The 16,822-nt window shown below is 68.1% G+C and carries 13 protein-coding genes and 1 pseudogene; 7 read left to right on the top strand and 7 right to left on the bottom strand.

The window, feature by feature from the left end; all coding sequences use genetic code 11:
• The gene (locus HPS01S_RS21630) at window positions 1-351 is read left to right on the top strand and encodes a Na+/H+ antiporter subunit G (protein ID WP_127804056.1); all 351 of its coding nucleotides are present in this window, start codon (window positions 1-3) and stop codon (window positions 349-351) included.
• A gap of 19 nt (window positions 352-370) precedes the next feature.
• Here HPS01S_RS21630 and HPS01S_RS17510 read toward each other — a convergent pair.
• A pseudogene (locus HPS01S_RS17510) lies at window positions 371-955 on the bottom strand (TetR family transcriptional regulator); the annotation flags it as partial.
• A gap of 154 nt (window positions 956-1,109) precedes the next feature.
• On the opposite strand from HPS01S_RS17510, the gene HPS01S_RS17505 reads away from it, so the two are divergent.
• The 3 genes from HPS01S_RS17505 to HPS01S_RS17495 are packed head-to-tail and all read left to right on the top strand — an operon-like array spanning window position 1,110 to window position 6,954.
• On the top strand, window positions 1,110-2,426 hold the full coding sequence (locus HPS01S_RS17505) for an efflux RND transporter periplasmic adaptor subunit (RefSeq protein WP_066158942.1): 1,317 nt from the start codon (window positions 1,110-1,112) through the stop codon (window positions 2,424-2,426).
• A gap of 12 nt (window positions 2,427-2,438) precedes the next feature.
• Window positions 2,439-5,591 carry an efflux RND transporter permease subunit gene (locus HPS01S_RS17500; RefSeq protein WP_066158938.1) on the top strand — a complete coding sequence of 1,051 codons (3,153 nt, stop codon included), beginning with the start codon at window positions 2,439-2,441 and terminating at the stop codon, window positions 5,589-5,591.
• Entirely contained in the window at window positions 5,584-6,954 is a 1,371-nt protein-coding gene (locus HPS01S_RS17495) for an efflux transporter outer membrane subunit (protein WP_066159190.1), read from the top strand. The genes HPS01S_RS17500 and HPS01S_RS17495 overlap by 8 nt, the downstream gene beginning before the upstream one ends.
• Here the strand turns inward: HPS01S_RS17495 and HPS01S_RS17490 are convergent.
• The 4 genes from HPS01S_RS17490 to earP all read right to left on the bottom strand — a co-directional run bounded on the left by HPS01S_RS17490 (window position 6,951) and on the right by earP (window position 10,496).
• Complete coding sequence (locus HPS01S_RS17490) at window positions 6,951-7,820, bottom strand: LOG family protein (protein ID WP_066158935.1); 870 nt, start codon at window positions 7,818-7,820, stop codon at window positions 6,951-6,953. The genes HPS01S_RS17495 and HPS01S_RS17490 overlap by 4 nt on opposite strands.
• A 30-nt stretch (window positions 7,821-7,850) precedes the next feature.
• Window positions 7,851-8,729, bottom strand: a complete 879-nt coding sequence (locus tag HPS01S_RS17485) for an AEC family transporter (protein WP_066158932.1) — start codon at window positions 8,727-8,729, stop codon at window positions 7,851-7,853.
• Window positions 8,730-8,795: 66 nt separating this feature from the next.
• Complete coding sequence (gene efp, locus HPS01S_RS17480) at window positions 8,796-9,350, bottom strand: elongation factor P (protein ID WP_066158929.1); 555 nt, start codon at window positions 9,348-9,350, stop codon at window positions 8,796-8,798.
• Between the two features lie 63 nt (window positions 9,351-9,413).
• Window positions 9,414-10,496 (bottom strand): elongation factor P maturation arginine rhamnosyltransferase EarP, encoded by a 1,083-nt coding sequence (gene earP, locus HPS01S_RS17475; RefSeq protein WP_243721715.1) that lies wholly within the window; start codon window positions 10,494-10,496, stop codon window positions 9,414-9,416.
• 40 nt (window positions 10,497-10,536) lie between these two features.
• On the opposite strand from earP, the gene uvrC reads away from it, so the two are divergent.
• Window positions 10,537-12,600 (top strand): excinuclease ABC subunit UvrC, encoded by a 2,064-nt coding sequence (gene uvrC / locus HPS01S_RS17470; RefSeq protein ID WP_066159186.1) that lies wholly within the window; start codon window positions 10,537-10,539, stop codon window positions 12,598-12,600.
• 14 nt (window positions 12,601-12,614) lie between these two features.
• On the opposite strand, the gene HPS01S_RS17465 is transcribed toward uvrC, so the two are convergent.
• Window positions 12,615-14,270 carry an adenylate/guanylate cyclase domain-containing protein gene (locus tag HPS01S_RS17465; protein WP_066158924.1) on the bottom strand — a complete coding sequence of 552 codons (1,656 nt, stop codon included), beginning with the start codon at window positions 14,268-14,270 and terminating at the stop codon, window positions 12,615-12,617.
• A gap of 78 nt (window positions 14,271-14,348) precedes the next feature.
• Between HPS01S_RS17465 and pgsA the strand changes: the two genes are divergently transcribed.
• A complete protein-coding gene (gene pgsA, locus HPS01S_RS17460; protein WP_066158922.1) occupies window positions 14,349-14,918 on the top strand; it encodes a CDP-diacylglycerol--glycerol-3-phosphate 3-phosphatidyltransferase in 570 nt (189 codons plus the stop codon).
• The gene (locus tag HPS01S_RS17455; protein WP_066158919.1) at window positions 14,918-15,805 is read left to right on the top strand and encodes a DMT family transporter; all 888 of its coding nucleotides are present in this window, start codon (window positions 14,918-14,920) and stop codon (window positions 15,803-15,805) included. The genes pgsA and HPS01S_RS17455 overlap by 1 nt, the downstream gene beginning before the upstream one ends.
• Here the strand turns inward: HPS01S_RS17455 and HPS01S_RS17450 are convergent.
• Window positions 15,762-16,745 carry a LysR family transcriptional regulator gene (locus HPS01S_RS17450; RefSeq protein WP_066158916.1) on the bottom strand — a complete coding sequence of 328 codons (984 nt, stop codon included), beginning with the start codon at window positions 16,743-16,745 and terminating at the stop codon, window positions 15,762-15,764. The genes HPS01S_RS17455 and HPS01S_RS17450 overlap by 44 nt on opposite strands.
• Window positions 16,746-16,822: the final 77 nt, after the last annotated feature.

Genomic DNA, 16,822 nt, shown 5'->3' with positions numbered 1-16,822 from the left:
ATGGAACTGAACCCGGTGATCGAATGGGCGGCCGCGATCCTGATCGTGGTCGGGGCCTTCTTCCTGCTGGTGGGTGCCATCGGCATGGTGCGCCTGCCCGACTTCTACATGCGACTGCACGCGCCCACCAAGTCGTCCACCCTGGGCGTGGGTGGGGTGCTGCTGGCTTCGCTGCTGCTGGGCTGGGCGCAGGGGCGGCCCGGCCTTGCCGAGTTGCTGATCACGCTGTTCGTTTTCGTGACCGCGCCGGTGTCGGCGAACCTGCTGGCGCAGGCGGCACTGCATCTGCGGCTGCCTTCGCGCGCACCGCAGCCCGAGGCGCTGCCGCCTTCGGCGCCTCCGGGGCGCTGAAGCCCAGCCCCGCCAGGTAGCTGTCCATCACCTGGGCGCCAACCTGGACCAGGTCGAAGTCGCTGGTGTCGAGCAGCCAGTTGTCGAGCACGCCGGTGAGGATGGCCTTGAGGCCCAATGCCGCGCTGCGGGTAGGGATGGACAGGCGGATGCCCGCGTCGGCGGCTGCGGCCTCGAACTGCTGGGTGAGATAGAGCAGGTACTCGTCGCGCCAGCGCAGCTTGCGTTCGCGAACGGCCAGCATCTCGCCGTTGTACTCGACCTGCTGGGTGGCGATTTCGAACACGCGGCGCGCCTGTTCGTCGGTGGCGGTCTTGTGCAGGGCCGTCAGCACCGACATGCGCATCTGCTGCAGCGGCGTTTCCTCGGCCTGCGCGGCATAGGTCGACTGTTCCAGAGGCAGTGTCACCCGGTCCATCATGGCGTTGAAAAGATCGGCCTTGTCCTTGAAGTGCCAGTAGATCGCTCCGCGCGTGGTGCCTGCCGCGCTCGCGATGTCCTGCAGCGAGGTGCGTGAGACCCCGTTGGCCTGGAACAGCTGTTCGGCGGCGTCGAGCAGGGCGGTGCGTGTGGCTTCGGCGTCGGCCTTGGTGCGTCGGACCATGGTGATCTGTTGGTATAAAAAACAACCCTGCGAATATACATACATTCGTGTCTGTATGTATACTGCGACCCCTTCGGTAACGCTGGCATGCGCTTTGCGCAGGATGGCGTGTCCGTCCAGGTTCCGTCTTCATCCGTCGCCCATGAGGTTCTTCATGCCCGCTTCATCCCCCGTTTCCCCGACGCCGCCCGCGGCGCGCACATCCTCTGGCGCTCGTCTGCGCCAGACCTTCCTGCTGCTGCCCCTGGTGGCGGCGCTGGCCGCCTGCGGCAAGGCCGATGCACCGCCTGCCGGTGGCGGCGCACCGGGTGGGGGCATGCCCGCGCCGGAAGTGGGCGTGGTGACCGTGCAGCCGGGCGATGTCGGTCTGCAGACCGAACTGCCGGGCCGGCTGGAGGCCTCTCGCGTGGCACAGGTGCGGGCCCGCGCGGCCGGCATCCTGCAGCAGCGCCTGTTCAAGGAAGGCAGCGATGTGAAGGCCGGTCAGGCGCTGTTCCGCATCGACGCCGCGCCCTACCAGGCCACGTTGCAGAGTGCCCAGGCCAGCCTGGCCCGTGCCCAGGCGAACCTGGCCAGCACCACCGCGGTGGCCGAGCGCTACAAGCCGCTGGTGGCCGAGAACGCGATCAGCCAGCAGGAGTACACCAACGCGGTGGCAGCCCAGAAGGCTGCCGAGGCGGATGTGGCCGCCGCCAAGGCCGCTGTGCAAACCGCGGGCATCAATCTGAACTATGCCAGCGTGACCGCACCCATCTCGGGCCGCATCGGCCGGGCGCTGGTGACCGAGGGCGCGCTGGTCGGGCAGGGCGAGGCGACCGCGCTGGCCGTGATCCAGCAGGTCGACCCGCTGTATGTCAACTTCACCCAGTCGGCCACCGAGGCCATGCGCCTGAAGCGCGCGATGGAGGCCGGCCAGCTCAAGGGCGCCGGCGACGGCGCTGCCGCGGTCCGCGTGGTGCTCGACGATGGCAGCGAACACGCCAAGCCGGGCAAGCTGCTGTTCTCCGATCTGACGGTCGACGCCACCACCGGCCAGGTGACGCTGCGCGCCGAGGTGCCCAATCCGGGCGGCATGCTGCTGCCGGGGCTGTACGTGCGCGTGCGGCTGGAGCAGGCCGTGGCGAGCAACGCCATCACGCTGCCGCAGCAGGCGGTGACGCGCACGGCCCAGGGCGACACGGTGTCGGTGGTGGGCGCGGACGGCAAGATCGAACAACGCCCGGTCAAGGTGGGCGGGCAGCAGGGCGGCCGCTGGGTCGTGCTCGATGGCCTGAAGGCCGGCGAACAGGTGATGGTCGACGGCTTCCAGAAGCTGCAGATGATGCCCCCGGGCACCCCGGTCAAGGCCGTGCCCTGGGCGCCACCGGGCAGCCAGCCCGCAGCTCCGGCCGCTGCCGCGGCGGACGCCAAGCCCGCCGATGCTGCCAAGCCGGCTGCCGAAGCCAAACCCGCTGCGGAAGCCGCCAAGTAAGGAGCGCCCGACATGGCGAAATTCTTCATCGAGCGCCCCATCTTCGCGTGGGTGATCGCGCTCTTCATCATGGTGGCGGGCGCGGTGTCCATCACCCAGCTGCCGATCGCGCAGTACCCGCCGGTGGCGCCGCCTTCCATCATCATCAACGCCACCTACCCGGGGGCGTCGGCCAAGACGCTGGAAGACAGCGTGCTGTCCGTCATCGAACAGGAGATGAACGGCTCGCCGGGCCTGATCTACATGGAAGCCGTGGCCCAGGCCAACGGCACCGGCAGCATCACGCTGAGCTTCGAGCCCGGCACCAACGCCGACCTGGCGCAGGTGGATGTGCAGAACCGGCTCGCGCGCGCCACGCCCCGCCTGCCCGCGGCCGTGACGCAGCAGGGCGTGCGCGTCGACAAGTCGCGCAACAACTTCCTGCTGTTCGCGATCCTGACCAGCGACGACCCCGCCCTGGACCCGGTGGCCCTGGGCGACTACGCCTCGCGCAGCGTCGTGCCTGAAATCCAGCGCCTGCCCGGCGTGGGCCAGGCCCAGCTGTTCGGCACCGAGCGTGCGATGCGCATCTGGATCGATCCGGCCAAGCTGCTGGGCTTCAACCTCAGCGCGGCCGACGTCACCAACGCGATCCGCGCGCAGAACGCCCAGGTCTCGGCCGGTGAAATCGGTGCACTGCCCAACGTGGCAGGGCAGAGCATCTCGGCCACCGTGGTGGTCAATGGCCAGCTCGCCAGCGTCGAGCAGTTCGGCAACATCGTGCTGCGCGCCAGCAGCGACGGCGCCACCGTGCGCCTGAAGGACGTGGCCCGCATCGAACTCGGTGCCCAGGGCTACGCCACCTCGGCGCGCCTGAACGGCAAGCCCTCCACCGGCATCGGCGTGCAGCTGGCGCCCAGCGGCAACGCGCTGGCCACCGCGGAAGCGGTGCGTGCCCGCATGACCGAGCTGGAGAAGTTCTTCCCCGAGGGCATGAGCTGGACGATCCCCTACGACAGCTCCAAGTTCGTGAAGATCTCGATCCAGGAAGTGGCCAAGACCCTGGCCGAAGCCGTGGCCCTGGTGTTCCTGGTGATGCTGCTGTTCCTGCAGAACTGGCGCTACACGCTGATTCCCACGGTGGTGGTGCCGGTGGCGCTGCTGGGCACCTTCGCCGCGCTGCTGACCATGGGCTTCTCGATCAACGTGCTGACCATGTTCGGCATGGTGCTGGTGATCGGCATCGTGGTGGACGACGCCATCGTGGTGGTGGAGAACGTCGAGCGCATCATGAGCGAGGAAGGCCTGCCGCCGCTGGAGGCCACGCGCAAGGCCATGGGCCAGATCTCGGGCGCCATCATCGGCGTGACCGTGGTGCTGATCTCGGTGTTCGTGCCGCTGGCCTTCTTCAGTGGCTCGGTGGGCAACATCTACCGCCAGTTCGCGGCGGTGATGGGCGTGTCCATCGCCTTCTCGGCCTTCATGGCGCTGTCGCTCACGCCCGCCTTGTGCGCCACGCTGCTCAAACCGGTCGAGGCCGGGCACCACCACGAGAAGAAGGGCTTCTTCGGCTGGTTCAACCGCACCTTCTCTCGCACCGCCAAGCGCTACGAGGCAGGCGTGTCGCGCCTGCTGCCGCGCGCGGGCCGCACCATGCTGATCTATGTCGCCATCGTGGTGGCCGTGGCACTGGTCTACCAGCGCCTGCCCGGTTCCTTCCTGCCCAATGAAGACCAGGGCACGATGCTGGTGAACGTGCAGCTGCCGCCGGGTGCGACCCAGGAACGCACGCTGGACGTGATGAAGCAGGTCGAAGGCTTCGTGCTGCAGCAACCGGAAGTGCAAAGCATGGTCAGCGTGCTGGGCTTCAGCTTCTCGGGCCAGGGCCAGAACGCGGCGCTCGCCTTCGTGACGCTCAAGGACTGGGCCGAGCGCACGGCGCCGGGCAGCGACGCGCAGTCCATCGCCGGCCGGGCCTTCGGTGCGCTGTCGGGCATCCGGGATGCCTTCATCTTCCCGCTGAGCCCACCCCCCATCCCTGAACTGGGTGCGTCGTCTGGCTTCAGCTTCCGCCTGCAGGACCGCGCCGGTCTGGGCCGCGACGCGCTGGTGGCCGCGCGCAACCAGATGCTGGGCATGGCCTCGCAGAGCAAGCTGCTGACCCAGGTGCGGCCGGATGGTTTGGAAGACGCGCCGCAGCTGCAGATCGACATCGACCGCGACCGCGCCAACGCGCTGGGCGTGGGCTTCGACAGCATCAGCGCCGCTATCGGCACCGCGCTGGGCTCCAGCTACGTCAACGACTTCCCCAACGCCGGGCGCCTGCAGCGCGTGGTGGTGCAGGCCGATGCCACGGCCCGCATGCAGCCCGAAGACCTGCTGCGCATCAACGTGCTCAACAACAAGGGGCAGGCGGTGCCGCTGTCGGCCTTTGCCAGCACCCACTGGATCACCGGCCCGATGCAGACCGTGCGCTACAACGGCTACCCGGCCATGCGCATCAGCGGCAGCGCCGCGCCGGGCGTGAGCACCGGCCAGGCCATGGCCGAGATGGAGGCGCTGGCGGCCAAGCTGCCGCAGGGCTTCGGCTTCGAATGGACCGGCCAGTCGCGCGAGGAAAAACTCGCCGGCTCGCAGGCCATGATCCTCTACGCCTTCGCCATCCTGGCCGTGTTCCTCTGCCTGGCCGCGCTGTACGAAAGCTGGTCGATCCCGATGGCCGTGATCCTGGTGGTGCCGCTGGGCGTGCTCGGCGTGCTGCTGGCGACGCTGCTGCGCGGCTACGCCAACGACGTCTACTTCCAGGTGGGTCTGATCACCATCATTGGCCTGTCGGCCAAGAACGCGATCCTGATCATCGAGTTCGCCAAGGACATGCAGGCCCAGGGCCACAACGTGATCCAGGCCGCGCTGGCGGCGGCGCACATGCGCTTCCGTCCGATCGTGATGACCTCGATGGCCTTCACCCTGGGCGTGCTGCCGCTGTTCCTGGCCAGCGGGGCCGGCTCGGCCAGCCAGCGCGCCATCGGCACCGGCGTGATCGGCGGCATGCTGACCGGCACCGTGCTGGCGGTGGTCTTCGTTCCGATCTTCTTCGTCCTCGTGCGCACATTCTTCAAGGACAGCGAGCGCCAGCAGCGCCTGCACGAGTCCGAGGCCCAACACCATGGGGTACACCATGCCTGACACCCGTTTCTTCTCTCTTGGCGCGCTGGCGGCAGCGGCCCTGATCGCCGGCTGCTCGATGACGCCCACGCTGGAGCGTCCCGCGGCCCCCGTGCCGGCCACTTTCCCAGGGCAGCCGGCCTCGGTCACGGCCAGCGGCCCGGTGCAGGCGTGGGAGAGCTTCATCACCGACGCCCGCCTGCGCGAGCTGGTGGCGCTGGCGCTGAAGAACAACCGCGACCTGCGCGTGGCGACACTCAACATCGAACAGGTGCGCGCGCAGTACCAGGTGCGCCGCGCCGACCAGGTGCCGACCGTCAACGCCACGGTGGCCGGCAACCGCCAGCCCACCCCCAGCGGCGACATCAGCAGCACCTACACGGCGGGTCTGGCCATGGCCAGCTGGGAGCTGGATTTCTTCGGCCGCGTGGCCAGCCTCAAGGACGCCGCGCTGGCCCAGTTCCTCGCCAGCGAGGAAGCGCAGCGCGCGGTGCAGACCAGCCTGGTCGCCTCGGTGGCCAGCAGCTGGCTCAGCCTGCAGACCGACGAGGCGCTGCTGGCGCTGACCCAGCGCACCCTGGCCACGCGCGAGGATTCGCTGCGGCTGACCAAGCTGCGCTTTGACAACGGTGCCGCGTCCGCGCTGGACCTGCGCCAGGCGGAGTCCCTGACCGCGGCGGCGCGCGCCACGCTGGCGCAACAGCGCCGGACCATCGCGCTCGACCTCAATGCCCTGACCTTGCTGGTGGGGCAGGAGGTGCCGGCGAACCTGCTGCCCGGCGCGGGCGACGTGGCGCCGTTCCAGCCGGTGCCCGAAGGTCTGCCGTCGGAACTGCTGACCCGCCGCGCCGACATCCGGCAGGCCGAACAGCAGATGGTCGCGGCCAACGCCAACATTGGTGCCGCGCGGGCCGCGTTCTTCCCGCGCATCTCGCTGACCGCTGGTATCGGCACCGTCAGCACCGAGCTCTCGGGCCTGTTCAAGGACGGGTCCTGGGGCTTCACGCTGGCGCCGCAGGCCCTGCTGCCGATCTTCGACATGGGGCGCAACCAGGCCAACCTGGACGCGGCCAAGGCTGCGCGCGACATCGCCATGGCCCAGTACGAAAAGGCCATCCAGGTCGCGTTCCGCGAGGTGGCCGACGCGCTCGCCGGGCGCGCCACACTGGGCGAACAGCTCGCGGCCCAGGAAGCGCAGGCCCAGGCAGAGACCGATCGCTTCCGCCTGGCCGAACTGCGCTACCGCAACGGCGTGGCAAGCTACCTCGATGTGCTGGACGCGCAGCGCTCGCTGTTCGCCACCCAGCAGGCGCTGGCACAGACCCGGCTGGCGCAGCAGCAGAACCAGGTGGCTTTGTACAAAGCCCTCGGCGGAGGGTATTAAGTCCTCAAGTCGTAGAAGCGCACGATGTGGTCCCAGGCCGACTGCGGGTCGTCGACCAGCTTGAACAGGCTCAGGTCCTCGGGCGATATCGTGCCTTCCTCGACCAGCACCTCCAGGTTCAGCAGGCGCTTCCAGTAGTGGCTGCCGAACAGCACGATGGGCACCGGCTTGGCCTTCTTGCACTGCACCAGGGTGATCACTTCGAACAGCTCGTCGAGCGTGCCAAAGCCGCCCGGAAAGGCCACCAGCGCCTTCGCGCGCATCATGAAATGCATCTTGCGCAGTGCGAAGTAGTGGAACTTGAAGCTCAGCTCGGGCGAGATGAAGCGGTTGCCCGACTGCTCGTGCGGCAGTGAGATGTTCAGGCCGACGTTGAGTGCGCCCTCGTCGTGTGCCCCGCGGTTGGCCGCTTCCATGATGCCCGGGCCGCCGCCGGTGCAGATGAACAGCTGGTCGTGCCGCGGGCAGCCGCGGCTGTAGCGCGCCACGATGCGGGCGAACTCCCGCGCCTCGTCGTAGTAGTGGGCGTTGCGCAGCAGCGCCTCGGCCTTGCGGATGGTTTCGGCGTCACCGCCCTGGATGGCCTTCTCCAGGTTGGCTCTGGCCTCGTCTGGCTCACGGAAGCGCGCACTGCCGAAGACCACGATGGTGTTCTCGATGCCCAGCTGCTGCTGCGCGAGGTCGGGTTTGAGCATTTCCAGCTGGAAACGGATGCCGCGGGTCTCGCGTCGCAGCAGGAACTCGGGGTCGGCAAAGGCCAGCCGGTAGGCATCCGCCTGCAGGGCGTTGCCGCTGTTGGAATGGGCCTGCAGGTCGGCCCAGGCGTCGGCGATGCGCTGTTCGCTCAGGTGTTGGGTGGTTTCCATGCGAAATCCTCGGTGACAGACAAAAACGGATCAGAGCCCGATGGCCAGGGCCAGCGGCACGAAGACCACTGCCAGGGCGTTGCCCAGCATGATCATGGCGGCGACCTTGTCGGGCTCCTGGTGGTAGCGCTCGGCCAGCATGAACTGCATCACGGCCGGGGGCAGGGCGGCAAACAGCAGCAGCTGTCCGCGCGCCGCGCCCTCCAGTCCCAGGGCCCAAGCAAGAGGGATGCCGATGGCCAGGCCGAGCAGGGGTCTGGCCAGTGCACCCAGCAGACCCAGTGCCAGACCGGAACGGGTGAGCGAGGTCAGTCGCACGCCCAGGGCGAACAGCATCATGGGCAGCATCGCATCGCCCAGCAGCTTCAGGCCCCCCAGCAGCACGTCGGGCGGACGGAGGTCGGTGAGCGCGCTGGCGAACCCGAGCACGGTGGCGATCATCAGCGGGCTGGTCAGCAGGTCGCGCGTGCGGGCCGAGGCGCTGGTGATGCGCGCGCCGATCGAAAAGTGGAACAGGTTGCTGACCGAGAACAGCGCGACCGCCGCACCGAAGTGCGCCGGGCCAAAGGCCAGCAGGGCCAGCGGCAGGCCCATGTTGCCGCAGTTGTTGAACATCACCACCGGCACCAGGGTGCGCGGCTGTGCACCGAACCAGCGCGCCAGCGGCCAGGCCAGCAGGCCGCTGCCCAGGATCAGCACCGTGCCGCCGATCAGCAGCGGCACATGATCGGCCAGGTGGAAGTCCTTGGCCGCCAGAGCCGAATACACCAGCACCGGCGCCAACACGTCCAGCGCGATGCGGTTGAAGGTGGACAGGTCCGGCACCTTGCGGCGCGCGTAGCCGTAGCCGATGGCCACGATCAGGAAGACCGGGATGATGACGTCGGCGATGCGGGAGAGAAGGTCCATGGTGCAAGGGTAGCAACAACAAAAAAGGCTCCCTTGCGGGAGCCTTTCTGTGGAGCGGAGACCGGATCAGACACGCTTGCGGTATTCGCCGGTGCGGGTGTCGATTTCGATCTTGTCGCCCTGTTCCACGAACAGCGGTACGGCCACTTCGAAACCGGTGGCGATCTTGGCGGGCTTGAGCACCTTGCCGGACGTATCGCCCTTGACGGCGGGTTCGGTCCAGGTGATCTCGCGCACGATGCTGGTGGGCAGTTCGACGGAGATGGCCTTGCCTTCGTAGAACACCACTTCAACGGCCATGCCGTCTTCCAGGTAGTTCAGGGCGTCGCCCATGTTCTCGGCTTCCACTTCGTACTGGTTGTACTCGGTGTCCATGCAGACGTACATCGGGTCGGCGAAGTAGGAGTAGGTGCACTCCTTCTTGTCCAGGATGATCTGGTCCATCTTGTCGTCGGCCTTGAAGACGACTTCGGTGCCGATGTTGCCCAGCAGGCCCTTGAGCTTCATGCGGACGGTGGCGGCGCCGCGGCCGCCGCGGGCGTACTCGGTGCGCAGGACGATCATGGGGTCCTTGCCGTGCATGATCACGTTGCCGGCGCGGATTTCTTGGGCGATTTTCATAGGGGTTCCAACAGTTGGGCCGCGGTTCCTTGTGCGGCGACGCTTCTAGCAAAGCCTTGAATTTTAACGCTTTCCAGTGACGAACCCGATCAGCTGGCCGATCAGGTCGGGCTGGGCCTGCAGGCGCTGCCGCGCCGACAGCGCACAGGGCTGCCAGGTGTTCACCACGTCCCAGCCCGGCCAGACGGTGCCGGGGCGCGTGACGCCGTTCCAGGCGCGGTGGAAATCGCGCAGCGAGGGTGGTGCCGCCAGCCAGTCCAGGAAAGCCTCCAGCTTGGCGTGGTGGGCGTTGTCGTGCTGCGGGTAGATGTGCCAGACGAAGGGCTTGCCTGCCCACAGCGCGCGCACCAGCGAATCCTCGCCGCGCACGAAATTCAGGTCGCAGGACCAGAGCAGGTGGTCGTAGTCGTGCTGGGTCAGGCGGGGCACGGTGTGCAGCCGGGCCAGACCGGTGTCCAGACCCCGGCCGCGCTCGGCTGCCACGGCGTCGGCGGCGCGGCCGGTGGTGACCAGCCAGTCGCTGGGCGCCTGCGCACCCGCCTCTTGGAGCACGGCGCGCAGGGCAGGGGGCTCGTAGCAGAACAGGCTGGCCCTGGGGAGCCCGCCGACCGGCAGCGACTGCGACGCCAGCCAGGCGGGCGCGTCGAAGGCCGACTGCCGCGCAGGCAGGTCCGTTTCGCGCAGCAGCCCCCCCGTCCGGGGGGTGAAGCCCGGGTAGAAGAACCACTTGGTCAGGCCCTGCAGCGGCCCGGTCATGATGGGCGAGGGCAGGCGGTGGCAGCGCTCGACATAGGCCTCGGCGCTCATGTATTCCAGGTTCAGCCAGACCGGTGCCGCAGCGCCCTGTCGCACGCGCAAGGCCAGCTCATCCAGGCATTCCTGCGCCGGATCGCAGCCGAAGGCCTCGATCCAGACGTCGGCGGCGGGGCCGGCGTGGGCAACCTTCAGCGGCTCCGTCCAGTGGATCACTTCGACCCCGGGGATGTGACCCTCCCGGGCTCCGGGCACCATCCAGTCCAGATCGTCGGGCACGTCGATCCACAGACGCACACGCTGCTGGCGCGCCGCCAGTCCCGCGCACAACCGCCAGCACACACCGATGTCGCCCAGGTTGTCGATGACCCGGCAGAAGATGTCCCATTGCATGCGCCGATTGTCCATGGCGGCGGATTCACAATACGGCCCCATGTCCAGTCCCGCACCCGACGCACCGCACTCCGAACAACTGCTGGCCGAAGTGGCGGCCCTGCCTGGCCTGCCGGGGGTGTACCGGTATTTCGATGCCCAGGACCAGCTGCTCTATGTGGGCAAGGCGCGCAACCTGAAGAAGCGCGTCAGCAGTTACTTCCAGAAGAACCACGACGGCACCCGCATCGGCCACATGGTCAGCCGCATCGTGCGCATGGAGACCACGGTGGTGCGCACCGAGGCGGAGGCGCTGCTGCTGGAAAACAACCTGATCAAGACGCTGAACCCCAAGTTCAACATCCTGTTCCGGGACGACAAGAGCTACCCCTACCTCAAGATCACCGGCACGCGTGAGACCTTCCGGACCGCCGGGACCAAACCCCTGCCGATGCTCGCGTTCCCGCGCATGGCCTACTACCGCGGCGTGGTCGACCGGCGGCACAGCTACTACGGCCCGTACCCCAGCGCCTGGGCGGTCAAGGAAACCATCACCCTGCTGCAGAAGGTGTTCCGCCTGCGCACCTGCGAGGACACGGTGTTCGCCAACCGCACACGCCCCTGCCTGCTCTACCAGATCAAGCGCTGCACCGGCCCCTGCGTGGACCTGATCGACACCGAAGCCTACGGGCGGGACGTGGCCGACGCCGAGCGCTTCCTGCGCGGTGAGACCCAGGAGGTGCTCGACGCGCTGCAGGCGCGCATGATGGCCCACGCCGAGAAGCTGGAGTTCGAGCAGGCGGCCGAGATCCGCAACCAGATGAGCGCACTGTCCCGCGTGCTGCAGCAGCAGGCGATGGACAACCTCTCGGACAAGGACGTCGACGTGCTGGCGGTGAAGGTGCTGGGCGGACGGGCCTGCGTGAACCTGGCCATGGTGCGCGGTGGCCGGCACCTCGGCGACCGGCCGTACTTTCCGGCCCATGTGGAGGACGCGACCCAGATCGACGAGGCGCTGGAATCCGAAGCCGAGTCATCGCCGGCCACCGACCCGATGGAACGGGTGCACGTGCGGGTGCTGGAGGCCTTCATCGCGCAGCACTACCTCGGGGCGGCGCTGCCGCACACCCTGGTGACCAGCCATCCCGTGAGCCGGACGCTGATGGAGGCCCTCACCGAGCAGAACGGGGCCAAGGTGCACACGGTGCACCAGCCGCGCGAACACCGGCGCGCCTGGCTGGACATGGCGCAGAAGAACGCCGAGATCGCGCTGGCGCGCCTGCTGGCCGAAGAAGGCTCTCAGCAGGCGCGCACGCGCGCCCTGGCCGAGGCGCTGGGGTTGCCCGACGACAACCTGGACGAGTTGCGCATCGAGTGCTTCGACATCTCGCACACGGCGGGTGAATCGACCCAGGCGTCTTGCGTGGTGTTCGAGGCGCACAAGATGCAGAACAGCCAGTACCGCCGCTACAACATCGACGGCATCACGCCCGGCGACGACTTCGCGGCCATGCGCCAGGTGCTGCTGCGGCGCTACGGCAAGATCGCCGAGGCGCTGCGGGCCGAGCAGGGTGTGGCGCCTGATGCACAGGCCGGGGCGGTGGAAGCGCAGACGCTTGCGGCGGACACGCCGGAACCCGCGGCCGAGGTGGCGGGCGAGGCGCCAAAGGGCCCGCGCATGCCCGACCTGGTGCTGGTCGATGGCGGCAAGGGCCAGGTCGGCATGGCGCGCGAGGTGTTCCAGCAACTGGGGCTGGACCTGTCGCTGATCGTCGGCGTCGAGAAGGGCGAGGGCCGCAAGGTCGGGCTGGAGGAGCTGGTGTTCGCCGACGGGCGCGAGAAAGTCTACCTGGGCCACGATTCGGCCGCGCTGATGCTGGTGGCGCAGATCCGCGACGAGGCGCACCGCTTCGCGATCACCGGCATGCGGGCGCAGCGCGCCAAGGTGCGCACCGGGGGCAGCAAGCTGGAGGACATCCCGGGCGTCGGACCCAAGAAGCGGGCGCGCCTGCTGCAACGCTTCGGCGGCGTGCGCGGCGTGGCGGCCGCCAGCGTGGAGGACCTGAGCACCGTCGAGGGCATTTCGGCCGAACTGGCCGACGCCATCTACCGGGCGCTGCACTGAGGGGCGGAGCTGGCCTACTTGCTGGTGAAGAGAAAGCTGCCGTCCCATTCCGCCAGCGGTGGGTGGTCCAGGTAGCGGCGGCAGCGGCTCAGCAGCACCCGCGACGGCGGGTCGTCGGGGTGGCGCTCCAGCAGGGCCATCGCCGTGCCGAAGTCGCGCTGCTGGTAGTGGGCAAACGCGGTCTCGTAATCGGCCACTACCGCCAGCAGCTCCGGCGCCACCGCGCCCTGGCGACCCAGCAGCTCGTACACCCTGATCGGCCGGCTCTTGCCGTACGCCACGAGCTGGTCCACCAAGCGGGTCACGAACTGCGCCTGCACCCGCTGCCGCGTGTGTTCGGACAGCAGGATCGAGGTGCCATAGAACTTGTTGGTCGCTTCCAGCCGGCTGACCAGGTTCACCTCGTCGCCGATCACGGTGTAGCTCATGCGGTCGTTGGAGCCGATGTTGCCGACGATGGCCTCTCCGGTGTTGATCCCGATCCGCGTCCTGAACGCCACGCGGCGGCCCTGCGCCTCCCAGGCGAGATTGAGCTGGGCAACAGCCTCCTGCACCGCCAGGGCCGCGTCGCATGCGCGTTGCGGATGGTCGGCCGCGGGTTCGGGCGCGTTCCAGAAGGCCAGCACCGCGTCACCGATGTACTGGTCGACGGTGGCACCGGCACCCAGCAGGCGGCCGGAGACCGCGGTCAGGTACTCGCCGAGGTGGTGCACCAGCTCGTCCGGCGCAAGCCGCTCGCTGAGCGTTGTGAAGCCCTCGACGTCGGACATGAAGAAGGTCATCTCCTGCTGCGTGCCGCCCAGCTCGGCATCCACCCCCCGCGCGACGAGCCGCCGCACGAGCTCGGCCGGCACGTATTTCTGGAACGACCGCAGGCCCGAACGCATGCTCTCCAGTTGCTCCACCATGCGGTTGATCTCGATCACCCGTGAGTGGATGGGTGGCGTGCTTTCCAGGTCGAACTGGCGCACCTTGCGCATGTCACCCTCGAGCCGCGACAGCGGGCGTCGGATGCGGTGGGCCATCCAGTAGGCCAGCGGCATCATCAGCAGCGCGAGCAGGGCGCAGGCGCCCCAGAGGGTGTACTGGTATTGCCGCTCCTGCTGGAGGATGCGGTCCGCCGACATGTCCAGCACGAGCACCGCGTCAAGGCGACCGTCGGGCAGGTACAGCGGCGCGTAGGCCGACATCCAGGTGCCCCAATCATCGGTGTAGAAGCGCTGCGTGACAAAGGCCTTGGCGGTGCCCCGGGGCGCCGACAGGGCGACCCGCAGTTCAGGGCTCACGTCGGCGTAGACGTCGCCGAGTGCGCTGAAATCTTCCGGTTTCTCCTCGGCGTCCACCACGAAGACCACCTGGCCGTCCTGTCGCAGGCGGGTGGTGTAGATGAAGCGGATGTGGGTGCCGTGGTCCCTGATTTCCCGCAGGTGGTCGCGCAGGGCACGGTAGTCCGGGCTGTCCTGGTCCTTCGGTGTCTGCAGGCGGTGGTGGGCCTGCACATTGATCTGCGTGGCAGCGACGGCCACCAGGTCCGACATGCGCAGGCGGAATTCGTCGCGCATGAAGTCGCCCACCAGGGTGGCGGTGGCCAGCCCGATGACCAGGCTGACCAGCAGCGTGATGCCGGTGAACGCCGCCACGAGCGTGAACCGCAAGGTGAAGGTGCCCAAGCTCCGAGGCGCCGCGGGGAGAGGGGGAGGGGGCGACATGGAGGGCCAGTGTACAAAACCACCCCCATAATCTCGTCCATGTTCTTCAACCTTCCCACCCTGCTGACCTGGGCGCGCATCGTCGCCATTCCCCTGATCATCGGCGTGTTCTACCTGGAAGGTGTGAGCCCGGCGCAGCAGAACCTGATCGCCACGGTGATGTTCATCGTGTTCGCCGCCACCGACTGGGCCGACGGTTACCTGGCCCGCAAGCTCAACCAGACATCTGCCTTCGGTGCCTTCCTCGATCCGGTGGCCGACAAGTTCCTGGTCTGTGCCTGCCTGCTGGTTCTGGTGCACCTGGAACGGGCCGATGTGTTCGTGGCGCTGATCATCATCGGCCGCGAAATCGCCATCTCGTCGCTGCGTGAGTGGATGGCCATCATCGGTGCCACCAAGAGCGTTGCGGTGCACATGATCGGCAAGGTCAAGACCTCGGTGCAGATGATCGCGATCCCGTTCCTGCTGTTCCACGGCACGCTGTTCGGCGTGATCGACACCCATGTCTGGGGCACCTGGCTGATCTGGATTTCCGCGGTGCTGACCGTGTGGTCCATGGTGTATTACCTGCAGAAGGCGCTGCCCGAGATCCGCGCCCGCTCGCGCTGATGGGCACCAGCGACAACGCGTGGCTCAGGGCCATGCCCTGGGTGTTCGTGCTGATCTGGAGCACCGGTTTCATCGTCGCGCGCTACGGCATGCCGCATGCACCGCCGATGTCCTTTCTGGCGGTGCGCTATGCGCTGTCCATCCTCTGTTTCCTGCCCTGGATCGTGCTGGCCGGGGTGAAGTGGCCGTCCGACCGCCGGCAGGCCCTCCACCTGGCCGTCACCGGCGTGCTCATGCATGCGGGCTACCTGGGCGGCGTCTGGGCCGCGGTCAAGGCCGGCATGGGCTCCGGCCTGTCCTCGCTGATCGTCGGCATCCAGCCGGTGCTCACCGCGATCTGGCTCACGAGTGTGGGCGGGCACCATGTGTCGCGCCGCCAGTGGCTGGGCCTGCTGCTGGGTTTTGCCGGTCTGGTGCTGGTGGTCTCGCGCAAGTTCGGCGCCGGTGGCCCGGGCGATTCGGCCAACTGGCTGAACCTGTCGTTTGCGGTGATGGCCCTGTTCGCGATCACCGCCGGCACGCTGTATCAGAAGCGCTTCGTCCAGCCTTGTGACGTGCGCACCGCGAACACCGTCCAGCTGGCGGCGGCGCTGGTGGTGACGCTGCCGCTGGCGCTGCTGGAGGCCGAAACCATGCACTGGAACGCCGAACTGGTGGGTGCCATGGCGTGGTCCGTGCTCGGGCTGACGCTGGGGGGCAGTTCGCTGCTGTACATGCTGATCCAGCGAGGTGCGGCGGCGTCGGTGACCAGCCTGATGTACCTGGTGCCACCCTGCACCGCGCTGATCGCCTGGGTGCTGTTCGCCGAACCGATTACGGCGACCACGATCGCCGGCACCGCGCTCACCGCTTTCGGCGTGAGCCTGGTGGTGCGTCCTTCGCGCTGACCGGGCTGGCGGCCTGCTGGCGCCAGGGCTCGTCCCGGAAGCGTTCGGCCAGGAAGTCCACCAGCAGCCGGATGCGGCGCGGCACCTGCGCCCGGTAGGGTGCGATCCAGTGAACGTCCGCGTCGGGCATGCTCCATTCGTTCAGCACACGCACCAGATCGCCGCGCTCCAGCAGCGGCGCCACGTCCCACAGGCTGCGCAGCATGATGCCGTGGCCCGCCAGGCACCAGTCGCGCACCAGCTCGCCCGAGTTGCTCGACAGCGGACCCCGCACCGGCGTATGGACCCACTGGCGTTCGCCGATTCGCTGAAGGCGCCAGTGGTCGAAGCGCAGGTCGGGGCTGCCACCGTTCTCGCGAACCACCAGGCAGTCGTGCTGTGACAGCTCGTCCAGCGAACGGGGTTCTCCGCGCCGGCGCAGGTAGGCTGGCGCGGCGACCAGCACACGCTGGTTGGTGGCCAGTCGCCGTTCGGTCCATTCACCCGCGCGCTGTGCCGGTGCGTTCCACAACCAGATCGCCCCATCCATGCCCTCGACGGTGAGGTCGGGCAACTGTTCCGTCAGCTGAACCTGGACATTCACCTTGGGGTACAGCGACTGGAACGACGCGAGCGCCGGTCCCAGCCACATGCGGCCGAAGCCGAAGGTGGCTGCCAGCCGGACCGGCCCGGACGGCTCGGCCTGGCGTTCCCGCAGTTCCGCCTCGGCGGACTCGAAGGCACGCAGCAACTCTTGCGCACGCTCGCACAGCGTGTCGCCATCCGCGGTCGGGCTCACGCGGCGGGTGGTGCGCTGGAACAGCCGGGTGCCCAGCCGGGCTTCCAGTGCCGCCAGTCGTTTGGTCACCACCGACGGTGCCACCTTCAGTGCGCGTGCTGCGGTGACGAGGCTGCCGTGGCGCCGGACGGCCAGCACAAGCTCCAGATCAGGACGGTCCAATTCTTTCTCTGTTGGAAATAATTAATGGACGAATTATTGTTCAAAGGAGCCGTAAGCTCAGCGCACATCCCAACCAC

This window comes from Hydrogenophaga pseudoflava NBRC 102511 (assembly GCF_001592285.1).
Lineage (GTDB): Bacteria > Pseudomonadota > Gammaproteobacteria > Burkholderiales > Burkholderiaceae_C > Hydrogenophaga > Hydrogenophaga pseudoflava.
This window is presented reverse-complemented; position numbering and strand designations above follow the sequence as displayed.